Origin of the sequence: Aureimonas jatrophae (assembly GCF_900104035.1) — a bacterium.
In the GTDB taxonomy this organism is placed as follows: Bacteria; Pseudomonadota; Alphaproteobacteria; order Rhizobiales; family Rhizobiaceae; genus Aureimonas; species Aureimonas jatrophae.
The window spans coordinates 316,600-337,821 of sequence record NZ_FNIT01000005.1 but is presented as its reverse complement, the minus strand read 5'-3'; the positions used below and the strand labels follow the sequence as shown (position 1 = coordinate 337,821).

19 protein-coding genes are annotated in these 21,222 nt (G+C 68.1%); 9 read left to right on the top strand and 10 right to left on the bottom strand.

Annotation, left to right across the window (positions count from 1 at the left end; all coding sequences use genetic code 11):
- Positions 1 to 11: 11 nt before the first annotated feature.
- The 3 genes from BLQ76_RS13360 to BLQ76_RS13350 all read right to left on the bottom strand — a co-directional run bounded on the left by BLQ76_RS13360 (position 12) and on the right by BLQ76_RS13350 (position 4,096).
- The gene (locus BLQ76_RS13360) at positions 12 to 1,466 is read right to left on the bottom strand and encodes a RimK family protein (protein ID WP_090674027.1); all 1,455 of its coding nucleotides are present in this window, start codon (positions 1,464 to 1,466) and stop codon (positions 12 to 14) included.
- 42 nt (positions 1,467 to 1,508) lie between these two features.
- Positions 1,509 to 2,612, bottom strand: a complete 1,104-nt coding sequence (locus BLQ76_RS13355; RefSeq protein ID WP_090674026.1) for a peptidase C39 family protein — start codon at positions 2,610 to 2,612, stop codon at positions 1,509 to 1,511.
- Positions 2,613 to 2,701: 89 nt separating this feature from the next.
- Positions 2,702 to 4,096 (bottom strand): HD-GYP domain-containing protein, encoded by a 1,395-nt coding sequence (locus tag BLQ76_RS13350; RefSeq protein WP_090674024.1) that lies wholly within the window; start codon positions 4,094 to 4,096, stop codon positions 2,702 to 2,704.
- A gap of 327 nt (positions 4,097 to 4,423) precedes the next feature.
- Between BLQ76_RS13350 and BLQ76_RS13345 the strand changes: the two genes are divergently transcribed.
- Both BLQ76_RS13345 and BLQ76_RS13340 read left to right on the top strand, forming a co-directional pair.
- Positions 4,424 to 6,355 carry a potassium transporter Kup gene (locus BLQ76_RS13345; RefSeq protein ID WP_090674022.1) on the top strand — a complete coding sequence of 644 codons (1,932 nt, stop codon included), beginning with the start codon at positions 4,424 to 4,426 and terminating at the stop codon, positions 6,353 to 6,355.
- Between the two features lie 223 nt (positions 6,356 to 6,578).
- On the top strand, positions 6,579 to 6,809 hold the full coding sequence (locus BLQ76_RS13340; protein ID WP_090674020.1) for a hypothetical protein: 231 nt from the start codon (positions 6,579 to 6,581) through the stop codon (positions 6,807 to 6,809).
- Positions 6,810 to 6,875: 66 nt separating this feature from the next.
- On the opposite strand, the gene BLQ76_RS13335 is transcribed toward BLQ76_RS13340, so the two are convergent.
- The 5 genes from BLQ76_RS13335 to BLQ76_RS13315 form a co-directional block, all read right to left on the bottom strand.
- Positions 6,876 to 7,715: a glycine betaine ABC transporter substrate-binding protein gene (locus tag BLQ76_RS13335; RefSeq protein ID WP_090674018.1), complete on the bottom strand. Its 840-nt coding sequence runs from the start codon at positions 7,713 to 7,715 to the stop codon at positions 6,876 to 6,878.
- Between the two features lie 36 nt (positions 7,716 to 7,751).
- Positions 7,752 to 8,612 carry an ABC transporter permease gene (locus BLQ76_RS13330; RefSeq protein ID WP_090674016.1) on the bottom strand — a complete coding sequence of 287 codons (861 nt, stop codon included), beginning with the start codon at positions 8,610 to 8,612 and terminating at the stop codon, positions 7,752 to 7,754.
- Positions 8,510 to 9,811, bottom strand: a complete 1,302-nt coding sequence (locus tag BLQ76_RS13325) for a quaternary amine ABC transporter ATP-binding protein (protein ID WP_090674012.1) — start codon at positions 9,809 to 9,811, stop codon at positions 8,510 to 8,512. Before BLQ76_RS13325 ends, BLQ76_RS13330 begins: the two co-directional genes overlap by 103 nt.
- Before the next feature lie 138 nt (positions 9,812 to 9,949).
- A complete protein-coding gene (locus tag BLQ76_RS13320) occupies positions 9,950 to 11,005 on the bottom strand; it encodes a GlxA family transcriptional regulator (RefSeq protein ID WP_210285938.1) in 1,056 nt (351 codons plus the stop codon).
- Between the two features lie 71 nt (positions 11,006 to 11,076).
- On the bottom strand, positions 11,077 to 12,129 hold the full coding sequence (locus tag BLQ76_RS13315; RefSeq protein ID WP_090674010.1) for a glycosyltransferase family 4 protein: 1,053 nt from the start codon (positions 12,127 to 12,129) through the stop codon (positions 11,077 to 11,079).
- A 201-nt stretch (positions 12,130 to 12,330) separates the two neighbouring features.
- Between BLQ76_RS13315 and BLQ76_RS13310 the strand changes: the two genes are divergently transcribed.
- Both BLQ76_RS13310 and BLQ76_RS13305 read left to right on the top strand, forming a co-directional pair.
- Positions 12,331 to 13,509: an NAD-dependent epimerase/dehydratase family protein gene (locus BLQ76_RS13310; protein ID WP_090674006.1), complete on the top strand. Its 1,179-nt coding sequence runs from the start codon at positions 12,331 to 12,333 to the stop codon at positions 13,507 to 13,509.
- 7 nt (positions 13,510 to 13,516) lie between these two features.
- Positions 13,517 to 14,383 (top strand): MOSC domain-containing protein, encoded by an 867-nt coding sequence (locus BLQ76_RS13305; RefSeq protein WP_244519611.1) that lies wholly within the window; start codon positions 13,517 to 13,519, stop codon positions 14,381 to 14,383.
- Positions 14,384 to 14,405: 22 nt separating this feature from the next.
- Here the strand turns inward: BLQ76_RS13305 and BLQ76_RS13300 are convergent, their stop codons facing one another.
- Complete coding sequence (locus tag BLQ76_RS13300; protein ID WP_090674001.1) at positions 14,406 to 15,422, bottom strand: LLM class flavin-dependent oxidoreductase; 1,017 nt, start codon at positions 15,420 to 15,422, stop codon at positions 14,406 to 14,408.
- Positions 15,423 to 15,522: 100 nt separating this feature from the next.
- On the opposite strand from BLQ76_RS13300, the gene BLQ76_RS13295 reads away from it, so the two are divergent.
- Positions 15,523 to 15,957, top strand: a complete 435-nt coding sequence (locus BLQ76_RS13295; protein WP_425285163.1) for a winged helix-turn-helix transcriptional regulator — start codon at positions 15,523 to 15,525, stop codon at positions 15,955 to 15,957.
- Between the two features lie 10 nt (positions 15,958 to 15,967).
- On the opposite strand, the gene hmuQ is transcribed toward BLQ76_RS13295, so the two are convergent.
- Complete coding sequence (gene hmuQ / locus BLQ76_RS13290) at positions 15,968 to 16,297, bottom strand: heme-degrading protein HmuQ (protein ID WP_090673997.1); 330 nt, start codon at positions 16,295 to 16,297, stop codon at positions 15,968 to 15,970.
- Between the two features lie 282 nt (positions 16,298 to 16,579).
- Here hmuQ and BLQ76_RS13285 point away from each other — a divergent pair, with 282 nt between their 5' ends.
- From BLQ76_RS13285 to BLQ76_RS13270, 4 genes are all read left to right on the top strand, one after another.
- Positions 16,580 to 17,392 (top strand): lytic murein transglycosylase, encoded by an 813-nt coding sequence (locus BLQ76_RS13285; RefSeq protein WP_090673995.1) that lies wholly within the window; start codon positions 16,580 to 16,582, stop codon positions 17,390 to 17,392.
- A 264-nt stretch (positions 17,393 to 17,656) separates the two neighbouring features.
- Positions 17,657 to 19,243, top strand: coding sequence for a peptide ABC transporter substrate-binding protein (locus BLQ76_RS13280; protein WP_090673993.1), 1,587 nt, complete (start codon positions 17,657 to 17,659; stop codon positions 19,241 to 19,243).
- 134 nt (positions 19,244 to 19,377) lie between these two features.
- On the top strand, positions 19,378 to 20,301 hold the full coding sequence (locus BLQ76_RS13275) for an ABC transporter permease (RefSeq protein ID WP_090673991.1): 924 nt from the start codon (positions 19,378 to 19,380) through the stop codon (positions 20,299 to 20,301).
- Complete coding sequence (locus BLQ76_RS13270) at positions 20,298 to 21,218, top strand: ABC transporter permease (protein WP_090673989.1); 921 nt, start codon at positions 20,298 to 20,300, stop codon at positions 21,216 to 21,218. Before BLQ76_RS13275 ends, BLQ76_RS13270 begins: the two co-directional genes overlap by 4 nt.
- Positions 21,219 to 21,222 lie beyond the last annotated feature (4 nt).

Below are 21,222 nucleotides of genomic sequence, written 5' to 3'. Positions count from 1 at the left end.
TGGCTCCCTTGCTAGCGTTCCACCCGCTCGACGAACCAGCGCGTCAGGCGCGTCCAGACCTCGTCGCGCTCGGCGGCATCCTCGACGCCGTGCTCGAGGTTCGGGTTGTCGTTGACCTCGATCAGGAAGACGCCGTTGTCGGTCTCCTTGAGGTCCACCCCGTAGAGCCCGTCACCGATCAGCTTGGCCGCCCGAAGGCCGGTGTCGAGCACGGTGGGCGGCGCGTCGGCGAGCGCAAAGGCGGTGAAGCCGCCCTCCATCGGTCGGCCGCCGGTCTCGTGATTGATGATCTGCCAGTGCGACTTCGCCATGTGGTACTGGACGGCGAAGAGCGGCTGGCCGCCGAGCACGCCCACGCGCCAGTCGAAGCGGGTCGGCATGAACTCCTGGGCGATCAGAAGGTCGGTATCCTCCAGCCAAGACAGCGCCAGCGCCTCCAGCGCCGTCCGGTCCGCCACCTTCTTGACGCCGCGCGAGAACGAGCCGTCCGGGATCTTCAGGACCATCGGGAAGCCGAGTTCGTCGGCGGCGCGCGCGAAATCCTCGCGCCCGCCGATCATCACCGAGCGCGGCACGCAAACCCCGTTCGCCGTCATCAGCTCGTTGAGATAGACCTTGTTGGTGCAGCGGATCATCGACACGGGATCGTCGATCACCGGCATGCCCTCCTGCACGGCGCGGCGGGCGAAGCGGTAGGTGTGGTTCGAGATCGCCGTCGTCTCACGAATGAAGAGCGCGTCGAAGTTGGCGAGGCGCGGCAGGTCGCGTTTGCCGATCGGCTCGACGTCGACACCCATGCGCCCCGCGATCTTGGCCCAGTGCTTCAGCGTGCCGATGGTCGAGGGCGGCAGCGTCTCCTTGGGATCGACAAGGGTCGCGAAGGAGTATTTCGCAGGGGTCTTGGAGCGGGCATCGCGCCATTCGCGCGCCGTGTAGCGCTCCATCGCCTGGAGGAGACGCGCCTTCTCGGGCTCGTCGAGCTTGCCGATCGAGGCAAATCCGACGCGCTTGATGCGCACCCGTTCGCGCCATTCCAGGACGACCTCGAGCGCCGGCGCGCGGAACCAGTCGAACAGGAGCTTGGCGAAGCGCTCCAGCCGCGCGTCGTCGGTATAGCCGAAATAGAAGCGTACCGGCTCGCGCGGGCAGTCCTTCTCCGCTCCGATCGCCTTGGCGAGCAGTTCCTCGAGCTCCGGCAGCGCGTTCTCGTAGAGCTTGCGCTCGGACAGGTCGATCATGGTCTCGACGCTCGGGATCACCCGGTGTCCGCGCGCGCCGGCCAGCAGCGAGGCGTAGTAGCCCCGACTCTGGTAGCTGTAGGACCGGCACAGGTTGATGACCTTGGGCCGCTCGGCGCCGAACAGGGCCGGACGGGCCAGGTAGTCCCGGCTGGTCATGACCTTGTGCGGGGTCGCGGCATTGTCGAGGTCGGAGGGGCGGCCGACCAGAATGACCCATTGAGACATCGCAGAGGAAAGCTTTCTCGTGGGCGGGACGGGACGGCCCGGTCAGGCGGAGCGTTTATGGAGGAACACGGCGGCCTTGAGGCCGACCTTTCCGAAGCGGGCCATGCGAGCGAAGGCGTCATAGGGAACCGGCAGATTCGCCGCGTCCGAAGCCGACTCGCCGCGTTCGTCGGCAACCCAGGGGTCGTGCAGCACGAGATGCCGGCCGTCGTCGCCATGCACGAGCACCCAGTGCGGCACCTTCTGCCCGAACATCTGGTAGCCCGAAACCAGCACGATCGCGGTGCCGCCCGTCGCGACGCACTCGCGCAGGTCGTCGATCGAGACCGGCCGGATCGCGACCGGAATGCCGTAGCTCTCGGCGCGCAGTCGGAAGTCCTCCTGAGCCAGCGCCATGACGTGGCGCTTCTCGGCCGAGCGCACGCCTTCCAGAAACAGGTCGCCCGCCGTGGAGACGTGGATCTCGGCGGCGAGCCCCGCCTCGTGCGCGGCGACCGCCAGTCCATAGGGTTCGCAGCCGCCCGGACCCGACATCATGAAGATCGTGGTGGCCTCGCGCCACAGGCGGATCTCCAGGCGCGGGCTGGGCTCGACGGCGGCGTCGCGCGCCAGCGCCATCATCAGGCAGCAGGAGCCGCAGGTGAAGTCCGTGGTCTGCGCGTAGTAGGGAACGCCCGTGTCCACGCGATGCTCGCCGCGCAGCGTGCGCTCGAAGCGCAACGCCGCCGCGCCGTCCTCGTAGTAGGCGTCGATCCGCCCGATCGGGCGATAGTGCTCGGAGCGGTAGAGCCGGATCGCGGTGTGATTGTCCTCGCGCACCTCGAGGCGCAAGGCGATGCGGTCGCGTTCGAAGGCCTGGCGCTCGGCCTCGCGAAGGAGCGCTCGTCCAAGCCCCCGGCCACCCCGCTCCGGCAGAACCGCCAGGGAATAGAGCCGGGCGAGCGCGGTGCCCTCGCGCAGAAGGACCGCGGCATAGGCGCCGGGCGCCTCATCGCCTTCGGCGAGGATCACGATCGCGCTGCGGGACGCCAGAAGATTGCGGAAGGAGCGCCGCGAGATGCGGTCGCCCGTGAACGCCGCCTCCTCGATGCGCACGAGCGCGTCGAGATCGTTGGGTGTCGCGGGTCGGATGACGGGGTGTGTCATGGAAGCCAGGGCGTCGTCCGGCGCATCGTCGCGATGACGACGACCGGCGAGCCTCACATAAGGCTTTACGGCGCCGGCCAGAAGACCCCTCAGGCCGCCGCGAGCACGTCGACGCCAGCGTTTGCTCGCTCCAGCCGGTCGACACCGGCGCGCAGGGCCGCGACCATCTCCCGATCCACCCCCGTATCGCGATCCGCATCGAGGATCGCGAAGGCCTCCGCACGCGACATGGCCTTGCGGTAGGGCCGGTCCGCTGTCAGCGCGTCGAAGATGTCGGCGACGGTCACGATGCGGGTGAGGGGCGTGATCTCGGATCCGCCGACGCCGTCTGGGTAGCCGCGCCCGTCCAGGCGCTCGTGATGGGCGCCGCCGATCTCGGCCGCTTCCGCGAAGACCGGCAGCCCCGACAGGATCACGCGACTCTGGACGGGATGCCGCCGCATCAGGCTCCATTCCCGCTCGTCGAGGCGTCCCGGCTTGTCGAGGATGCTGTTGGACACGCCAAGCTTGCCGATGTCGTGAAGAAGCGCCGCGCGGCGCAGGCGCCGCCGCGCCTCGTCGGGCAGGGCGAGGCTCTCGCCGATCATGTCGGCATACAGCGCGACGCGCTGGCAATGGTTTCCGGTATAGGGACTCTTGGCATCGACGATGTCGCCGAAGGCCTGGGCAATGTCGTCGAGGTAGGTCTCGTCCACCCGCTCGGCCGGATCGTCCTCGAGCGGAATCAGGAGTTCCTCGGGACCCGCCAGTTCGTCCCAGAGCGTTCCGTCGCGGACGACGTCCTGAAACGCCGCGACGAGCGACGGATCGAACCAGCGTCCGGCGCGACGGCGGGTTTCCTCCAGCGCCGCGCGCGGTCCGCCGAAGCGGTGGAAGACATCGACGATCTGCGACAGAAGCGCGATGCGACTGAAGAGCGGGATCGCGCCGCCCGAGAGGCCGGAGGGCTTGCCGCCGCCGTCCCAGTGCTCGTCGAGTGAGGCGATGCCTTCGGCGACGGTTTCCGAGAAGCGCAGGCGCCGCGCGATCGAGGCGCCGCGCGTGCAGCGCGTCTCGATCAGCTCGCGCGAGATCTCGCCGCCATGGCGCAGGATATGACCGACCGCCCGCACCCGTCCCGCCAGATCGGCACCCGCGCCGGTCTGTTCCAAGACGAAGCGCAGCACCTCCGGCAGGCCGCTGCCGACGCGCTTGAAGTCCCGTTTGAAGCCGAGATCATCGGCCAGATACAGCTGGCACAGGCGGGCGGCGTTGGAGGAGCAGCCGAGATCCTTCAGCAGCACGGCGTAGCGCAGATCGCGCCGCTCGGGACCGGGAAGCCCGACCGCCGCGCCGATCCGGTCGGCCACGAAGGCGGCCCGCACGCAGTGCCCGGCCGGCTGTCCTTCCGTCATGTCGAGCGCATGGCTGAGCGTCGACAGGATCTGCGACAGGCGAAGCGCCGGTGCGGCGTTGGCAAGGGAGCCGGAAAGAAGGAGCGACATTCTCGGGACGGGGGCCTTCCAGCGGAACCGGACGGCGGCCCGCCCGGCCCCGCACTCTCTGCGATCACCCATTAAGGCCGCGTTCCCGTCAGGCCGGGCGCGGTTGCGGGTCGCGCTTGGCGCGCCTCCGGCCTTCGTGCTAGAAGCGCGAACCGAATGAGGATCCTTGTCCGGTTCGTGCCGATGGGCACGAGACGCCGGAGCAGACCGGCAACGGGAGCAGCAGGAAACCATCCCCTGTCGGGGAGCGCATACGAGTCACCTGGCCGGATACGCCCGCACCGCTCGATCACTCATCCCCCATCATCCGGAGGCCTCGTCAGAGGAATGACCACTGGTGACGCCGCGGTTGCGGCCGGCACATCGCATGACCGCCCGCCGACTCATCCGAAGAAGGCGATGCCGCTTCTCGTGGTGGGAAGCGTGGGCGTCGTTTATGGCGACATCGGGACCAGCCCGCTCTACGCGATGAAGGAATCGCTGCTGCATGTCGGCGGCGTTCCCTCGGCGGCCGAGATCATCGGCATCGTCTCGCTCCTGATCTGGTCGCTGGTGATCGTGGTCACGGTGAAATACGTGATCTTCGTGCTCCAGGCGGACAACCAGGGGGAGGGCGGCGCGCTCTCGCTGATGGCGCTGGCGCAGAAGGCCATGGCCAAGCGCGGCCTCAGGCACCCCAATCCCACGATCATGATCCTCGGCATCATGGGGGCGGCGCTGTTCTACGGCGACGCCATCCTGACGCCGGCCGTGTCGGTCCTGTCGGCGGTGGAGGGCCTCAAGGTCACGACGCCCGGGCTCGATCCCTATATCGTGCCGATCGCGCTCGCGATCATTGTCGCCCTCTACGCCGTCCAGTCCTTCGGAACCGCCAAGGTCGCCGTCTTCTTCGGCCCCATCATGGTGCTCTGGTTCGTGGTGCTGGCCGGCATCGGCATCTCGCATATCGGGGACGCGCCGACGATTCTGTACGCGCTGAACCCGCTGGAGGGCCTCTGGTTCATGACGAGCCACGGGGTGATCGGCTTCACCGTGCTCGGCTCGGTCTTCCTAGCCGTGACGGGCGCCGAGGCGCTCTATGCGGACATGGGCCATTTCGGCAAGCAGCCGATCCGCATCGCCTGGCTCGGCTTCGTCGGCCCGGCCCTGCTGCTCAACTATCTCGGACAGGGCGCCTTCGCGCTTTCCGACCCGGGAGCCCTTCCCAACCTGTTCTTCCTGTCGGCGCCCGAAGCGCTCCGCCTGCCGCTGGTGATCCTGGCGACGCTGGCCACCATCATCGCCGGTCAGGCCGTGATCACGGGCGCCTTCTCGCTCACCCAGCAGGCGATCCAGCTCGGGCTCCTGCCGCGCCTCCAGATCGAGCACACGTCCGAGTCCGAGCAGGGACAGATCTACCTGCCGACCGTGAACTGGCTGATGCTGGTCGGCGTCGTCCTCCTGGTGCTCTTCTTCCAGACCTCGTCCTCGCTGGCGGCGGCTTACGGCATCGCGGTCACCGGCACGATGATCATCACGAGCCTGCTCGCCATCGTGGTCTTCGCCTACGGCTGGGGCTGGGGCCTCGGCCTCGCCTTCGCGGTGGTGACGCCCTTCCTGCTGATCGACGGCGCGTTCCTGGCCGCCAACCTCCTGAAGCTCGCCGACGGGGGTTACCTGCCGCTCGTGATCGGCGGCTGCATCGTGTCGCTGATGGTGATCTGGGTGCGCGGCGTGCGTCTTCTCAACGAGAAGGCGCAGCAGCAGAACCTGTCGCTCGACGCCTTCATCCAAGCGATGGAGAACTCGCAATCCGTGACGCGCGTGGCGGGCACGGCCATGTACCTCACCTCGACGCCCGAGACCGTCCCCTCGGCGCTCCTGCACAACCTGAAGCACAACCGGGTCCTGCACGAGAAGAACGTCATCGTGACGATCCGCACGGCCGACATTCCCTACGTGCCGCCGTCCGAGCAGATCGAGTTCACCAAGCTGGCCCCGGGATTTGCGCGCATCGAGCTGCACTACGGCTTCCTGGACGAGCCCAACCTCATTCAGGCGCTGATCCGCTTGCGCGAGCAGGGCGTGAAGTTCGACGTGATGTCGACGACCTTCTTCGTGGGGCGCCGCCGCATCAAGTCGGCCACGACGCGCTCCGAGATGCCGCACTGGCAAAGCCAGCTCTTCATCAAGATGGCGCGGCACTCCTATGATGCGATCGACTATTATCGTATTCCGGCCAACCGCGTCGTGGAACTGGGAACCTACGTCACGCTTTGAGGATCGACCGCGTGGCGGCGGCGCGCGAAAGGCGCTGGCCAGGGGTTGTCGCCGCGACCGGGCGTGGCGTCGATGCGATCGATTCTTAACGCCACGTCACCACGTGGCTCGAAAGTCGGTGCCCGCGCCCTAGAATCCTTTCCATGCCGAGTGATCGGCGTACCGGGTTTTCCACGCACCAGCGTGAAACGATCACACCCCCGGTTCGGAAAGGCATGACGCCATGGATACGCACACCCCGCGGGCCGAGCTGGAGCTCGGCAACATCGCCAACCGGTCCGAAAAGGGATCGGCCATGTCCCTTATCCGCGCCGAGGCCAAGGCCGTCGGAGACAAGACCGCTCGCCTGCGCGCGCTTCGCATGGAGCGCGAGGCCCTTCTGGCCGCCGAAGCCGCAGCCGCGCCCAAGCCGGTCAAGGCGGCGCGCAAGAGCCGCGCCAAGGTCACGGCCTGAGCTTCCAATCCTGCGATCTGCCCGAAGGGGCGGTCCCGGCGGACCGCCCCTTCGGATTCAGCGCGCCTACTTCGTCCAGGCGGCGACCTTCTCCGGGTTCGCCTCGATCCAGGCCTTGGCGGTCGCGGCCGGATCGGTGCCCTTCTCCTCGTTCTGCAGCATCAGCTTCTGCTCGTCGTCGAGCGAGATCTTGAAGTTGGCGAGGATCTTGTGGACCTCGGGCATGTCCTGGGCGAGATCCTTGCGGGCGACGGTGTTCACGCTCTCCTCGCCGCCGAACGAGCCCTTCGGGTCGGCGAGGTACTTCAGCTCGTAGCGACCAAACATCCAGTGCGGCGTCCAGGTCGTGACCACGATCGGCTCCTTGCGGTCGATCGCGTCCTTGAGCGCCGCCGTCATGGTGGCGTCGGACCCTTCCACCAGCGTCACGCCCGACAGGTCGTAGTCCTTGATCGCCTTCTCGGAGGCCTGCATCAGCCCGGCGCCCGGATCGATGCCGATCACCTTGTTCTCGACCTCGCCGCCCTTGGTCTTCAGGTCCTCGACCGAGCTCATGTCGACATAGGTCGGGACCGCCCAGCCGATCTTGGCGCCCTCGACGTTCGGTCCGACGAGATCGACCTGATCCTTGAGCTTCTCGTAGTAGGCGGCATGGGTGGCGGGCAGCCAGGCTGCGACCATGGCGTCGGCCTCGCCGGTGGCGACCGCCTGCCACATGGCTGCGGCCGGAAGGGGCGTCAGCGTGACGTCGTAGCCCTTGGTCTTCAGCGTCTCGGCCAGGAGGTTGGTCGCCACCACCGCGTCCGACCATTCCACGTAGGCGAGCTTCACCGCCTTGTCCTGGGCAAGCGCCGTGCCGCCGAGCGCCGAAAGCGCGAGGGTCGAGAGAAGCAGGGATTTCAGCATCGCAGTGTTCTCCTTGGGGCTGGGTCGAAGACGATGTCAGGCGGGCCGGGCGCGCCGCGCCATGGCCTGGGTGATGCGGTCGAGCACGACCGCCACGATCACGATGGCGACGCCCGCCTGGAAGCCGGACCCGGCGTCGAGGCGCTGGATCGAGCGCCAGACCTCGCGCCCGAGACCGCCCGCGCCGATCATCGAGGCGATCACGACCATGGAGAGCGACAGCATGATGGTCTGGTTGACCCCCGCCATGATGGTGGGAAGCGCCAGCGGCAGCTGGACCTTCAGGAGCTTCTGCATCGGGCTCGTGCCGAAGGCGTCGGCCGCCTCGGTCAGGTCGTGCGGCACCGAGAGGATGCCGAGCGCCGTCAGGCGGATCACGGGAGGCATGGAGAAGACGACGGTCGCAAACACCGCCGAAACCGCGCCGAGCCCGAAGAACGGGATCGCGGGGATCAGGTACACGAAGCTCGGCATGGTCTGCATCATGTCGAGCCCTGGCCCGACGGTGCCCCAGAGCCGGCGCGACAAGGCGCAGCCGATGCCGATCGGAACGCCGATCGCGAGCGCGGCGAGCGTCGAAAGCGTGACAAGGACGATGGTCTCCATCGTCGCGTCCCACAGGCGCAGGTTCCACAGGAACAGGAAGCCCGCCGCCGAGAGGACGGCGATGCGCGATCCCGCCAGCCGCCAGGCGAGAAGCGCCAACGCCAGGATGACAAGCGGGGGCGGAACGAGGAGCAGAAGGTCGGTACCGCTGGAGATCCAGCCCGCGATCAGACGGCTCAGCGAGCGCGTCAGGCCGGAAAGGTGAGCGGTAAGCCAGTCGAGACCGTTGTCGCTGAGCGTGTCGAGTGGGAACTTGGGAACGCTCCAGGAGCGGGGGTCGAGCCATTCCATTCGCCGTCTCCGGGTCGGGTGCGGGCCAGGGCATGCAGGACCCGCTCACGCGTGAGGAGGCCCAGGAAGCGATTGTGCTCATCCACGACCGCGATGCCGAGCGGCTCGCGGGCGAGAAGCGGCAGGACGGTGCGCAGGACGTCGGTCGAGCGCGCGCGCGCGATGCCGCCGTCCATCAAGGCGTCGAGCCGTCGCCCGCGCGCACCCGGCGCGCCGAGCCGGTCGCGGCTGACGCGGCCGACCGGCATATGCCGGTCGCAGGTCACCACCAGCACCTCGTCCGGCGCGCGCGTCTCGACCAGGGGCCAGGCATCCTCGGCATGAAGCGACTCGGGCAGGAGCGGCGGGGTCTCGTCCACGAGCCGCCCGAGCGTCAGGACGGAGGAGACGTCGATATGCTCGGCGAAGCGCCGGACATAGTCGTCGGCCGGTGCGAGCAGGATCTCCTCGGCGCTGCCCGCCTGAACGATCGCCCCGTCGCGCATCAGGACGATGCGGCCGCCGAGGTGGATGGCCTCGTCGAGATCATGGGACACGAAGACGACCGTCTTCCTGAGGTTGCGCTGAAGCGAGACGAGCTCATCCTGCATCTCGCGCCGGATCAGCGGATCGAGCGCCGAGAAGGCCTCGTCCATGAGAAGGATGTCGGCGTCGACGCAGAGCGCGCGGGCGAGCCCGGCGCGCTGCTGCATGCCGCCCGAGAGCTGGCTCGGGAGCTTGGCGTCCCAGCCGCGCAGCCCGACGAGTTCGATCGACTCCAGCGCGCGCCGGCGTCGCTCGGCAGGCGCGACCCCCTGCACTTCGAGCCCGTATTCCACGTTCTCGGCAATGGTGCGGTTGGGAAAAAGGGCGAAGTGCTGGAACACCATGCCGAAGGTCTGGCGGCGGAACTCGCGCAGAGCCTTGCTGCCGAGCGTCGTCACCTCGACGCCATCCACGCGGATCGAGCCGGCGGTCGGCTCGACCAGGCGGTTCAGGCAGCGCAGCATGGTGCTCTTGCCCGAGCCCGACAGGCCCATCACGACGAGGATCTCGCCCTCCTCGACCGTGAAGGAGACATTGTCGAGGCCGAGCACGGCGCCGCTTCGTTCGCGGATCGCATCCTTGCCGGCGCCCTTGCGCAGAAGATCGAGGCCCTCGTGCGCGCGCTCGCCGAAGAGCTTGATAACCCCTTCCACTCGGATGCGCTCGGCTGGCATCGGGACCGATCCTTTCCCGCGACGTGTCGACGGGCAGGATGGTGCGGACTTCGCCGGCTACAGGACGATGCCATATCGGACACCGGCGGGTAGAAAACCGACAGCGAACGGCGAATTGCAACGGAAAGTTCGCAACGCCTACTGCAGGTTTTCCAAGGTTCGCCCGGTATTTAGGCTGAGTGCCGCTGCACCGGGCAGAACGGGACGGCCGCCTTCCGTGCGCACGTCCCGTGGCGCCACACCGAAATAGGCGCGGAACTGGCGCGCGAAATGGGCCCCGTCGCAGAAGCCGGCCTCGACCGCGATCTCGGTGACGCTCTTGCGCGTCGTCTCGAGGAGACGGCGGGCATAGGAGAGGCGCAGCTGCCGATAGGCGACCGCGGGACTTGCGCCGACGGTCTCCTGAAACAGGCGCTCCAGCTGGCGCGACGACAGCGCGAGCCGATGGGCGATCGCCTCCACCGACAAAGGCTCGGCGACGTGCTGTTCCATAAGAAGCACGGCCCGGCGCACGCGGTCGTCGCCGCCCGGCACCGCGCCGCCGTGCGGCTGCGCGTCGTGGCCATGGCGCGCGTTCTGGAGCTGGAGGACGTGCAGACACTTCTGCGCGGCGGCCGGACCGACATGCCGCTCGATGAGATGGGCCGCGAGATCCGCCACGCCCGAGCCGCCCGCGCAGGTGATCCGATCGCGGTCCACCACGAAGAGACGGTCGGCATCGGCCTCGCCGTCGGGGAACTCGGCCTCGAAGTCGGCATGGTGGTACCACGAAACGCAACAGCGCCGGCCGCGCATCAGCCCGGCACGCGCGAGCACGAAGGAGCCGGTGCACACGCCGACCAGCGGCACGCCGCTGGCGGCCGCCGTGCGCAGGTAGGCGATCGACGCCTCGTCCATCGCCTCGCCGCCGTGAAGGAGGCCGCCCACCACCACCACGTAGTCGAAGCCGCGCGGGTCCTCGAAGCCGCCGGTTCGCGACACCGTCACGCCGCAGGACGCGCGCACGGGCTGCGAGGTCGCGCCCATGACGCTCCAGGCGCAGCGGATCGGCCGCGAGCGGTCGCCTTCGTCGCCCGCCAGGCGCAGCGCGTCCACAAACAGCGAGAATGCCGACAGGGTGAAGTTGTGGGCCAGAAGAAAGCCGACCCGCAGCGCGGGGCGCTCGGGCGTCGGACGGGAAGCGGAGCGGTGCAAGCATCCTCCTGTGATCGGGCCAACGGCCCCATCATGGCGGCAACCCGGACGCGTCCGCAAGCGGTCGGCGCTCACCCGCGGATCGGTGCGTCCCAGGTCGCGGCGGGGATGAGCTCGAGGTTGCGCTCGAACTCGCGCGTACACTCCTCCCAGGAAAAGCCCTCCGCAAAGCGTCGACAGGCTTCGCGATCGATCGAGAGCGCGTCCAGCGCCGCCGCGCGCAGGTCCTCCGACAGCCGGGCCACCAGGGGCGTAGGCCCGAGGATGTCGAGCGGCCCGGGCACCGGCAGCGCGGCAACGGGCGTGCCGCAGCTCAAGGATTCCAGAACCACGAGGCCGAAGGTCTCGAAGCGCGAAGGGAACACGAAAACGTCCGCCGCCGAGAAATGGCGCGCGAGGTCGCGGCCCGTCCGGTAGCCGAGGAAGTGAACGGCGGGATAGCGCGCCCGCAGGGTCGCAAGCGCCGGGCCGTCGCCGACCACGACCCGGGAGCCGGGCAGGTCGAGGCCCAGGAAGGCGTCGAGGTTCTTCTCGGGGCTGACGCGGCCGAGATACAGGAAGATCGGGCGCGGCAGGGCGAGGAAGTCCGCGTCGAAGTCCGGTTCGTCCCGTAGCGGGCGAAAACCCTGTGTGTCGACCGCGCGGCCCCAGCGACGAACCGGCCCGAAGCCGCTCGCCGTCAGTTGACGCTCCAGCGTGTCGGTCTGCACCATGATCGCCCGCCCGCCCCGGTGGAACCAGCGCTGCGCGGCGAGCGCGAGGCTCCCGCCACGCCCCAGACGCTTCTCAAAGTAGTCCGCAAACCGCGTGTGAAACGAGGTGGTGAACGGGATGCCGCGTCGCCGGCAGTAGCGCCGTGCGGCCAGCCCGATCGGTCCCTCGACCGGCACGTGGATCGCATCCGGCCGGAACGCCTCGATGAGGCGGGCGAGACGGCGTCCGGGCGCCACCGCCAGCCGCACCTCCGGATAGCCGGGAGCGGGCAGTGTCAGGGGAAAGCGATCCGGCCCCACGACCTCGACCTCGTGTCCGAACGCGCGCAGATGCTCGGCGGTCACCTGGAAGACGCGCACGACACCGTTGATCTGTGGCGTCCAGGCGTCGGTCGCGATCAGGATTCGCATGGAAGGGTGGGGAACCGTCGCTTGGGGGCGCCGGGCGCTTGCACTCGGCGGACGGCTGGGGCATCAGCCGTCGAGAAGGGGGCTTCAACAGCCAAGCGGCCGGGATTTCAAGAGCTTGTCCTCTCTGGCATGCTCGAAAGCCCCGTCGGCCTGCCTGCCGGCGCCATGGCCGGAGCCCCGAGCCGGAGTCAAGGTGGACGCATGAAGGTCATAGTGCTGGGCGGCGACGGCTTCTGCGGCTGGGCAACCTCGCTTCATCTCTCGGCCGAGGGCCACGAGGTGACGATCGTGGACAACCTCGTGCGCCGGCGCACCGACGAGGAACTCGGCGTCCAGAGCCTGACCCCGATCCGCCCGATCGGCGACCGCCTCCAGGCCTGGCGCGAGACGCGCAACACGCCGATCGACTTCGTCGAGCTCGACGTGGCCAAGGACTACGACCGGCTGGAGCAGCTCTTCCGCGACGTGCGGCCCGACGCCATCGTCCACTTCGCCGAGCAGCGCGCCGCGCCCTATTCGATGAAGTCGCCCTGGCACAAGCGCTACACCGTGGACAACAACGTCAACGCCACCAGCGCCGTGCTCTGCGCGATGGTCGAGGCCTGTCCCGACGCCCACCTCGTGCATCTCGGCACGATGGGCGTCTACGGCTACGGCAAGACCAAGGGCATGACGATTCCCGAGGGCTACATCGAGGCGACGCTGCGCTCGGCGGGCGCCGAGGCCGACGTCGAAATCCTCTACCCCGCCGATCCCGGCTCGATCTACCACATGACGAAGACGCTGGATCAGCTGCTCTTCCTCTACTACGCCAAGAACGACGCGCTCTCGATCACCGACCTCCACCAGGGCATCGTCTGGGGAACGTCGACGCCCGAGACCGACCTCGACGAGCGCCTCGTCAACCGCTTCGACTACGACGGCGACTACGGCACGGTGCTGAACCGCTTCCTGTGCCAGGCCGCGCTCGGCCATCCGCTGACGGTGCACGGTACCGGCGGGCAGACGCGGGCCTTCATCCACATCCGCGACACGGTGCGCTGCATCGCGCTCGCGATCCAGTCGCCGCCGACGCGCGGCGAGCGGGTGCGCATCATGAACCAGATGACCGAGACGCACCGCGTGCGCGACCTCGCCCAGATGGTCTCCGAGATGACCGGCGTTCCGGTCGCGCTGCAGGGCAACCCGCGCAAGGAGATGGCCGAGAACGACCTCGTGGTCGCCAACGATACGCTGATCGGCCTCGGCCTCGAGCCGACGCGCCTGTCGGACGGGCTGATGGACGAGGTCGTGAGCGTCGCGCGCCGGTATGCCGAGCGCTGCGACACGAGCCGCATCCCCTCGCGTTCGCTCTGGGTCAAGCCGCTCGCGGCGGAGTAGTTCGGGTATGCTGCGTCTCGCCTCGCTCCATGTCTATCCGGTGAAGGGCGCGCGCGGTGCCACCCGGGAGGACGCGACGCTCGGTCTCGCAGGTCTGGCCGGCGACCGGCGCTGGATGCTGGTCGACGACGCCGGCCGGTTCGTTTCGCAACGCGAGATGCCGGAACTGGCGCTTCTGGATGTCCAGAGCGACGCGGACGGGCTGCATCTCTCCTTGCCGGAGGGCGGCGAGCGCTTCGTTGCCACGCCTGACGGGGTGCGGCGCCTTGCGGTGCGGATCTGGGGCGACGAGGTGGAGGCAGCCGGCGCCGCGCCGGAGGACGATGCGGCGCTGTCGCGCTGGTTCGGGCGTTCCTTGCGTCTCGTTCACTTCGACGACATGTCACGCCGGATCGTCTCGCGCGAATGGCTCGACCGCGACGCACCGGTCGGCTTCGCCGACGGGTTTCCGCTTCTGATCACGACCGAGGAGTCGCTGCGGGGGCTGAACCGCGAGATCGTCACCGCCGGTGCCGAGGCCGTGCCGATGAGCCGCTTCCGACCGAACCTCGTGCTGCAAGGCGCCGAGCCCTTTGCGGATGACGGCTGGGCGACGATCCGTGTGGGCGACGTCCTGTTCGACCTCGTGAAGCCATGCGCCCGATGCGTCGTGACGACCACGGATCAGGACACCGGGACCCGCGAGGGGCCGGAGCCGCTGGCCACACTGGCGCGCCTGCGCCGCTCGGCCGATCCGCGCGCGCCGGGCGCCCTGTTCGGCTGGAACGCCGTGCCGCGCTCCGGCGGCCGTCTGACGGTCGGCGACGCGGTCGAGATCGTGGCGGCGCGGCCCGGCGGTTGGCCCTTGCGTGCGGCGAAAGGCCGGACGGACTAGAGACGCCCGGCCTTCGGTTTTGCTAGCGCCAGCCTGCGAGCGGCGCGACGTCCTTCACGATGCCCTCGATCACATGCGTGTTGTAGGCGACGCCGAGCTGGTTGGGCACGGTGAGGAGAACGGTGTCCGCTTCCCCGATCGCCTCGTCGCGCCGGAGCTCCTCGGCGAGCCGGTCCGGCTCGTCCGCATAGGACCGGCCGAACACAGCGCGCATGTTGTCGATCACCCCGATCTGATCGGAGTCTTTGCCGCGTCCGAAATAGGCCCGGTCGCGATCGTCGCGGATCGGGAAGATCGAGCGCGAAACCGAAACGCGTGGGGTCCGCGTGTGGCCCGCCTCCTTCCAGGCGTCGCGATAGGCCCGGATTTGCCGGGCCTGCTGCACGTGGAACGGCTCGCCCGTCTCGTCCGCCTTAAGCGTCGAACTCTGGAGGTTCATGCCCATGCGCGCCGCCCAGACGGCGGTCGAGTTCGAGGCCGAGCCCCACCAGATGCGCTCGCGCAAGCCGTCCGAGTAGGGCTCGATCCGCAGGAGCCCCGGCGGGTTGGGAAACATCGGACGCGGGCTCGGCTCGGCGAAGCCCTCGCCCTTGATGACCTGCAGGAAGACCTCGGCATGGCGGCGGCCCATGTCGGCGTCGCTCTCGCCCGGCTGCGGCGCGTAGCCGAAGTGGCGCCAGCCGTCGACGACCTGTTCGGGCGACCCGCGGCTGATGCCGAGCTGCAGGCGCCCGCCGGAGATGAGGTCCGCCGCACCCGCATCCTCGGCCATGTAGAGCGGGTTCTCGTAGCGCATGTCGATGACGCCGGTGCCGATCTCGATGCGCTGGGTGCGCGCGCCCACGGCCGCCAGCAGCGGGAAAGGCGAGGCGAGCTGGCGCGCGAAATGGTGGACGCGGAAATAGGCGCCGTCCGCCCCGAGCTCCTCAGCCGCCACCGCCAGATCGATCGACTGGAGAAGCACGTCGGCCGCCGAGCGCGTGCCGGACTGGGGAGAGGGGGTCCAGTGCCCAAAGGACAGGAAGCCGATCGACTTCATGACGAGATCCTTTCGCGGTCGCGGCGCCTCGGGCGCCGCCTCCGCTTTTCAACGATGATGCGGTATGGTTTTGTTACCGCACCCATTAGGTGAGGGTCGCATGGACACGCAAGAAGGCACAGGGATGATACCGGCCGCCGCCGAGGCGACGCGAGACGAGCTCGCCACGCCCGACCGTTGCCGCGTCGTCAGCGGCGTCCTGTCGCGCATCGGCGACAAATGGTCCGTTCTGGTGGTCATGCTCCTCAGCCACGGACCCAAGCGCTTCTCGGAACTCAAGCGCGGGGTCGGCAGCATCTCGCAGCGCATGCTCACGCTGACCTTGCGGGGGTTGGAGCGCGACGGGCTCGTCACGCGCACCGTGACGCCCACCATTCCGCCGCGCGTCGACTACGCGCTGACGCCGCTCGGCCACTCGCTGCGCGAGCCGGTGGCGGCGCTGGGCGACTGGGCGTTGCGCCACCATGGGTCGATCGAGGCCTCGCGCCACGACTTCGACCAGCGAGGCAGCGGAGGCGCCGACGCCCCCGCGTGAGACGTCGGCGTCAGGATGCGCGCCCCTCCCGGTCCACCGTCTGGATGACCTCGAAGCCCTCGAACTCGGGATGGCCGAGATAGAGCGGTCGCGTGCCCCCCGCGCCGCGATGCGAGGCGCGGAAAGCCTCCGAGCGCGTCCAGTCCTCGAAGGCTTCGCGCGACACCCAGATCGTATGCGAGGAGTAGAGGTGGTGGTCGTCCCGCTCGGGTCCCTTGAGGAGGTGGAACTCCTGGAAGCCGGGAACGGTGTGAAGGTTGGACTGGCGGTTCCGCCAAAGGGTCTCGAACTCGTCGAGCCCGTCCTTCACGACCTTGAAGCGATTCATGGCGATGAACATGGCGTGGTTCTCCTCGTGTCCTTGCACGGATCATAGGCGCCCGCGTCACAGGTGACAGGGCATCGTGGACCGGTCGTCTCGCGCAAGCGTGAACGCCGGAGCGCGCTGCGTCGCGCGATGCTTGTGGCGTTTCGCGCCATACAAACGCTTTCTTTGCCATTATGGCCGAAACATCGCGACGAACCGGACTCGACCGGTCCGTCCTTTGCCGGCCCGCCCCTCGTTTCGACGCCTCCCGCCGACAGGGTCGGGCGGCCGCAACGCAAATCAAGGAACGATGCCATGCGTCCCTCCGCCTTCCGTCTCGCCGTCGCCGGCGTCGCCCTGCTCATGGCAGGCCCGGCTCTGGCCCAGAGCTGCGGCAGCAACGCTGCCGGTTTCGCCCCCTGGCTCGCCTCGTTCAAGCGTCAGGCCGCATCGCAGGGCATCTCGCAGGGCACGATCGAGTCCGCGCTCGGCGGCGTGACCTACGACTCCAAGGTCATCGGCCTCGACCGCAACCAGAAGAGCTTCAAGCTCTCGCTCGACGCCTTCATGGAGCGCCGCGCGCCCGCCTCGTTCGTGCGCAAGGGCAAGGGCATCATCCAGCAGAACGCCGCCCTCCTGAACCGCATCGAGCAGCGCTACGGCGTCCAGAAGGAGGTGCTGGTCGCGATCTGGGGCATGGAGACCGGCTTCGGCGCGAACTCCGGCAACATGAACATCTTCCGCTCGCTGGCGACGCTTTCCTACGACTGCCGTCGCTCGGACTTCTTCACCGAGGAACTGCTGGCGGCCCTCGAGATCGTGGATCGGGGCGACAAGCGCGCCTCCGACATGAAGGGGGCCTGGGCCGGCGAGATCGGCCAGACGCAGTTCCTGGCCAAGAACTACCTGCGCTACGCGGTGGACTTCGACGGCGATGGCCGACGCGACCTGATCCGCTCCAAGGCCGACGTTCTCGCCTCCACGGCGAACTTCCTGAAGCAGCATGGCTGGATCGCGGGCGCCGGCTACAATCCGGGCGAGCCCAACTACGGCCGCCTGCAGGACTGGAACCGCGCCACCGTCTACCAGCAGGGTCTGGCCCTCTTCGCCACGCGTCTGGCCAGCTGAGACCGGCGCGATCGAAAACGGGACGAGGGGGCTTCGGCCCCCTTTTTCGTACGTGACGACGCCGGGATTAGGAGGGTGACCAAGCTTACCGCGCGATTGTTTGCGGAGCGCTCCAATAGGTCAGGATTGCTGCCTTAAATTAGGGCTGGCCGGCTTGGTGCCTGGGAATGCGGCGGTTTGTAACTGGACAAACGGGGCCTAGCGGTGGTTGATGGCCGCTTCCGGCCGCCCTAAGGCGGCCTTCGCAATTTCGGAGGAACCCGCTTGAACCAGTCCGTTCGCTCGCTCTTCGGTGCCGTCTCGATTGCCGCTCTGCTCGCGGTCGGCGGCGCCCACGCCGCCCAGCTCAACCTTCAGAACGGTGGCGACGTCACCTCGCTCGATCCTCAGCGCCTGTCGGGCGACTGGGAGAACCGCGTGGCGGGCGACATCTTCGAGGGCCTCGTCACCGAGGACGCGCAGGCCCAGCCGATCCCCGGCATGGCGGAGAGCTGGACGATCTCGGACGACGGCCTGACCTACACGTTCAAGCTCAAGGACAACGTCAAGTGGTCCGACGGCGAGCCGGTCAAGGCGTCGGACTTCGTGTTCGCCTTCCGCCGCCTGATGGATCCCAAGGAGGCGGCGCAGTACGCCTACCTGCAGTACCCGATCAAGAATGCCGAGGCGATCAACACCGGCAAGATGGCCGACATGGCGCAGCTCGGCGTCACCGCGCCCGACGCCAAGACGGTCGTGATCACGCTCGAGAACCCGACGCCCTTCTTCCTGGGCGCGCTCACCCATTACACTGCCTATCCGCTGCCCGAGCATGTCGTGAAGGCCAAGGGCAACGAGTGGGTCCAGATCGGCAACATCGTCACCAACGGACCCTATGTCCCGACCGAATGGGTGCCGGGCTCCCACGTCCAGACGGCCAAGAACCCGAACTGGTACGACGCGAACTCGCTCAAGATCGACGGCACGCGCTTCTTCACGCTGGAGGACCAGGCGGCCGCGCTGCGCCGTTATCGCGCGGGCGAGTTCGACATCCTGACCTCCTTCCCGGCCGATCAGTACAAGTGGCTGCAGGAGAACGCGCCGGGCCAGGCACACGTGACGCCGTTTGCCGGCCTCTACTACTACGTCCTGAACTCCACCAAGCCGCCGCTCGACAACGCCAACGTGCGCAAGGCGCTTTCCATGGCGGTGGTGCGTGAGGTGATCGGCCCGCAGATCCTGGGTACCGGCGAGCTTCCGGCCTATTCGTGGGTCCCCGAAGGCATCGCCAACTACCAGGGCGGTCCCGCCTACGTCGCGTGGAAGGACATGCCGCAGAACGAGAAGACGGCGGAGGCCAAGAAGCTTCTGGAGGGCGAGGGCTACAACAGCTCCAACCCGCTCAAGCTTCAGCTTCGCTACAACACCGACGACAACCATCGTCGTCTGGCTGTCGCCATCGCTGCCATGTGGAAGCCGCTCGGCGTCGAGGTCGAGCTGATCAACGCCGAGACCAAGGTCCACTATGCCGACCTGCGGGAGGGCGACTTCGCGGTCGGCCGCGCCGGCTGGCTCGCGGACTACGACGATCCGACCAACTTCCTCGATCTCCTCAAGACGGGCATCGAGATGAACTACGGTCAGTGGTCGAACCCGGACTACGACAAGCTTCTGACCCAGGCTCAGTCGATGCAGGACATGACGGCGCGCGCCGGCGTCCTGAAGCAGGCCGAGCAGATCGCTCTGGACGACACGGCCGCGATCCCGATCTACTACTACGCGACCCACAACGTGGTCTCGCCCAAGATCGCAGGGTTCGAGGACAACGTGAAGGACATCCACCGCACCCGCTGGCTCACCAAGAGCGAGTAGGGCACGGCCTTCACGGGACGGCGCGCGAGCGCCGTCCCCCGCAGATCACCCTCCATCCTTCGTCCGGCACGACGCCGCGGCTTCCCGAGCCGCGGCGCATCACCCGTTCCATGGGAGCGGGATACGAGGAGCCGATGCTGTCCTTTGCCCTGCGCCGTCTTCTGACGGCGATCCCGGTGGTGCTGATCGCGGTCACCGCCTGCTTCTTCATCCTCCGGCTCGCGCCCGGTGGTCCCTTCGACGCCGAGCGCGCCCTTCCGCCGGAGATCCTGGCGAACCTGCGGGCCCACTACAATCTCGACCTGCCCTTGATGGAGCAGTACCTGCGGTACCTCGGGCGCCTCATGCAGGGCGATCTCGGGCCGTCCTTCGTGACGCGCGACTTCTCGGTCGGGCAGCAGATCGCGATCGGCCTGCCCTACACCATGATCCTCGGCGGCTCGGCCTTCGTGGTGGCGGTGGTCGTGGGTCTTGCGGCCGGCATCTATGGGGCGCTGTACCAGAACCGGGGCGCCGACTACCTGATCGCCGCGATCATCATGATCGGCGTCGTGGTGCCGAACTTCCTGGTCGCCCCCATCCTGCAACTCGTGTTCGGCGTCCATCTCGGCTGGCTACCCGTGGGAGGCTGGGGCGACGGCTCGCTGCCCTACCTGATCCTGCCGGTCTTCGTGCTCGCCTTTCCGCATGCCGGACGCATCTCGCGCCTCATGCGCGGCTCGATGATCGAGGTGCTCAACTCGAACTATATCCGTACCGCCAAGGCCAAGGGCGTGGGCGCGCGCATCACCATCCTGCGTCACGCGCTGAAGCCCGCGCTCACCCCGGTCGTGTCCTATCTAGGACCCGCCGCCGGCTACCTCCTCACCGGCTCGATCGTGATCGAGGAGATCTTCGGCATTCCCGGCATCGGGCGCTACTTCATCCAGGCAGCCCTCAACCGCGACTACGGCATGGTGCTGGGAACCGTGGTCTTCTACATGATGCTGATCGTCGTCCTGAACCTCCTCGTCGACCTCGCCTACGCCTGGCTCGACCCGCGGGTGCGCGCCCGATGACCCTCTACGTCGACAAGCGCGAGGCGCTCGAGCCCTTTATCGCCCACGAGGCCGAGGCGATGCACGGCAAGCCGCGCTCGCTGACGCGCGATGCCGTGCGGCGCTTTGCCGGCAACAAGGCCGCGATGCTCTCGCTGGGCGTCTTCCTGTTGATCATTGCTGTCGCGATCGTCGGACCGTGGCTGATCCCCTTCGACTACGAGACGCCGGACTGGGCCGCCTTCCGCGCGCCACCCTCGATCGAGACCGGGCACTATTTCGGAACCGATCAGAACGGGCGCGACCTTCTTGCCCGGACGCTCTACGGCACGCGCATCTCGCTGCTCGTCGCGCTGATCGCCACCACCGTCTCCGTGGTTGTCGGCATCCTCTACGGCGCGGTGTCGGGCTTTGTCGGCGGGCGCGTGGACGCGGCGATGATGCGCTTCGTCGATGTGATGTACGCACTGCCGTACATCCTCTTCGTGATCCTGCTGATGGTGATCTTCGGGCGCAACGTCTACCTGCTCTTCGCCGCGATCGGCCTTCTGGAATGGCTGACCATGGCGCGCATCGTGCGTGGCCAGACGCTGAGCCTCAAGGAGCGCGAGTTCATCGAGGCGGCACGGGCCTCCGGCGTCTCGACGTTTGCGATCATCCGCCGCCATATCGTGCCCAACCTCGTCGGGCCCGTCGTGATCTTCGCCTCGCTGACCATCCCCGAGATCATCGCGACGGAAAGCTTCCTGTCCTACCTCGGCTTCGGCGTTCAGGAGCCGCTGACCTCGCTCGGCACGCTGATCTCGGAAGGCGCCGACACGCTCGAGATCATGCCCTGGCTTCTCCTCTTCCCCGGCGGCGTCCTCGTCACGCTTCTCCTGTCGCTTGCCTTCATCGGCGACGGGCTGCGCGACGCCTTCGACCCGAAGGACCGTTGATCCC

Bases quoted from the DNA above. Each gene is read 5' to 3' on its own strand.
- BLQ76_RS13335 (WP_090674018.1), bottom strand. From the start codon at position 7,715: ATGCTGAAATCCCTGCTTCTCTCGACCCTCGCGCTTTCGGCGCTCGGC.
- hmuQ (WP_090673997.1), bottom strand. From the start codon at position 16,297: ATGTTCATCGCCATGAATCGCTTCAAGGTCGTGAAGGACGGGCTCGAC.
- BLQ76_RS13300 (WP_090674001.1), bottom strand. From the start codon at position 15,422: ATGAAGTCGATCGGCTTCCTGTCCTTTGGGCACTGGACCCCCTCTCCC.
- BLQ76_RS13325 (WP_090674012.1), bottom strand. From the start codon at position 9,811: ATGCCAGCCGAGCGCATCCGAGTGGAAGGGGTTATCAAGCTCTTCGGC.
- BLQ76_RS13340 (WP_090674020.1), top strand. From the start codon at position 6,579: ATGGATACGCACACCCCGCGGGCCGAGCTGGAGCTCGGCAACATCGCC.
- BLQ76_RS13305 (WP_244519611.1), top strand. From the start codon at position 13,517: ATGCTGCGTCTCGCCTCGCTCCATGTCTATCCGGTGAAGGGCGCGCGC.
- BLQ76_RS13275 (WP_090673991.1), top strand. From the start codon at position 19,378: ATGCTGTCCTTTGCCCTGCGCCGTCTTCTGACGGCGATCCCGGTGGTG.
- BLQ76_RS13355 (WP_090674026.1), bottom strand. From the start codon at position 2,612: ATGACACACCCCGTCATCCGACCCGCGACACCCAACGATCTCGACGCG.
- BLQ76_RS13285 (WP_090673995.1), top strand. From the start codon at position 16,580: ATGCGTCCCTCCGCCTTCCGTCTCGCCGTCGCCGGCGTCGCCCTGCTC.
- BLQ76_RS13270 (WP_090673989.1), top strand. From the start codon at position 20,298: ATGACCCTCTACGTCGACAAGCGCGAGGCGCTCGAGCCCTTTATCGCC.
- BLQ76_RS13360 (WP_090674027.1), bottom strand. From the start codon at position 1,466: ATGTCTCAATGGGTCATTCTGGTCGGCCGCCCCTCCGACCTCGACAAT.
- BLQ76_RS13345 (WP_090674022.1), top strand. From the start codon at position 4,424: ATGACCACTGGTGACGCCGCGGTTGCGGCCGGCACATCGCATGACCGC.
- BLQ76_RS13350 (WP_090674024.1), bottom strand. From the start codon at position 4,096: ATGTCGCTCCTTCTTTCCGGCTCCCTTGCCAACGCCGCACCGGCGCTT.
- BLQ76_RS13295 (WP_425285163.1), top strand. From the start codon at position 15,523: ATGGACACGCAAGAAGGCACAGGGATGATACCGGCCGCCGCCGAGGCG.
- BLQ76_RS13315 (WP_090674010.1), bottom strand. From the start codon at position 12,129: ATGCGAATCCTGATCGCGACCGACGCCTGGACGCCACAGATCAACGGT.
- BLQ76_RS13310 (WP_090674006.1), top strand. From the start codon at position 12,331: ATGAAGGTCATAGTGCTGGGCGGCGACGGCTTCTGCGGCTGGGCAACC.
- BLQ76_RS13330 (WP_090674016.1), bottom strand. From the start codon at position 8,612: ATGGAATGGCTCGACCCCCGCTCCTGGAGCGTTCCCAAGTTCCCACTC.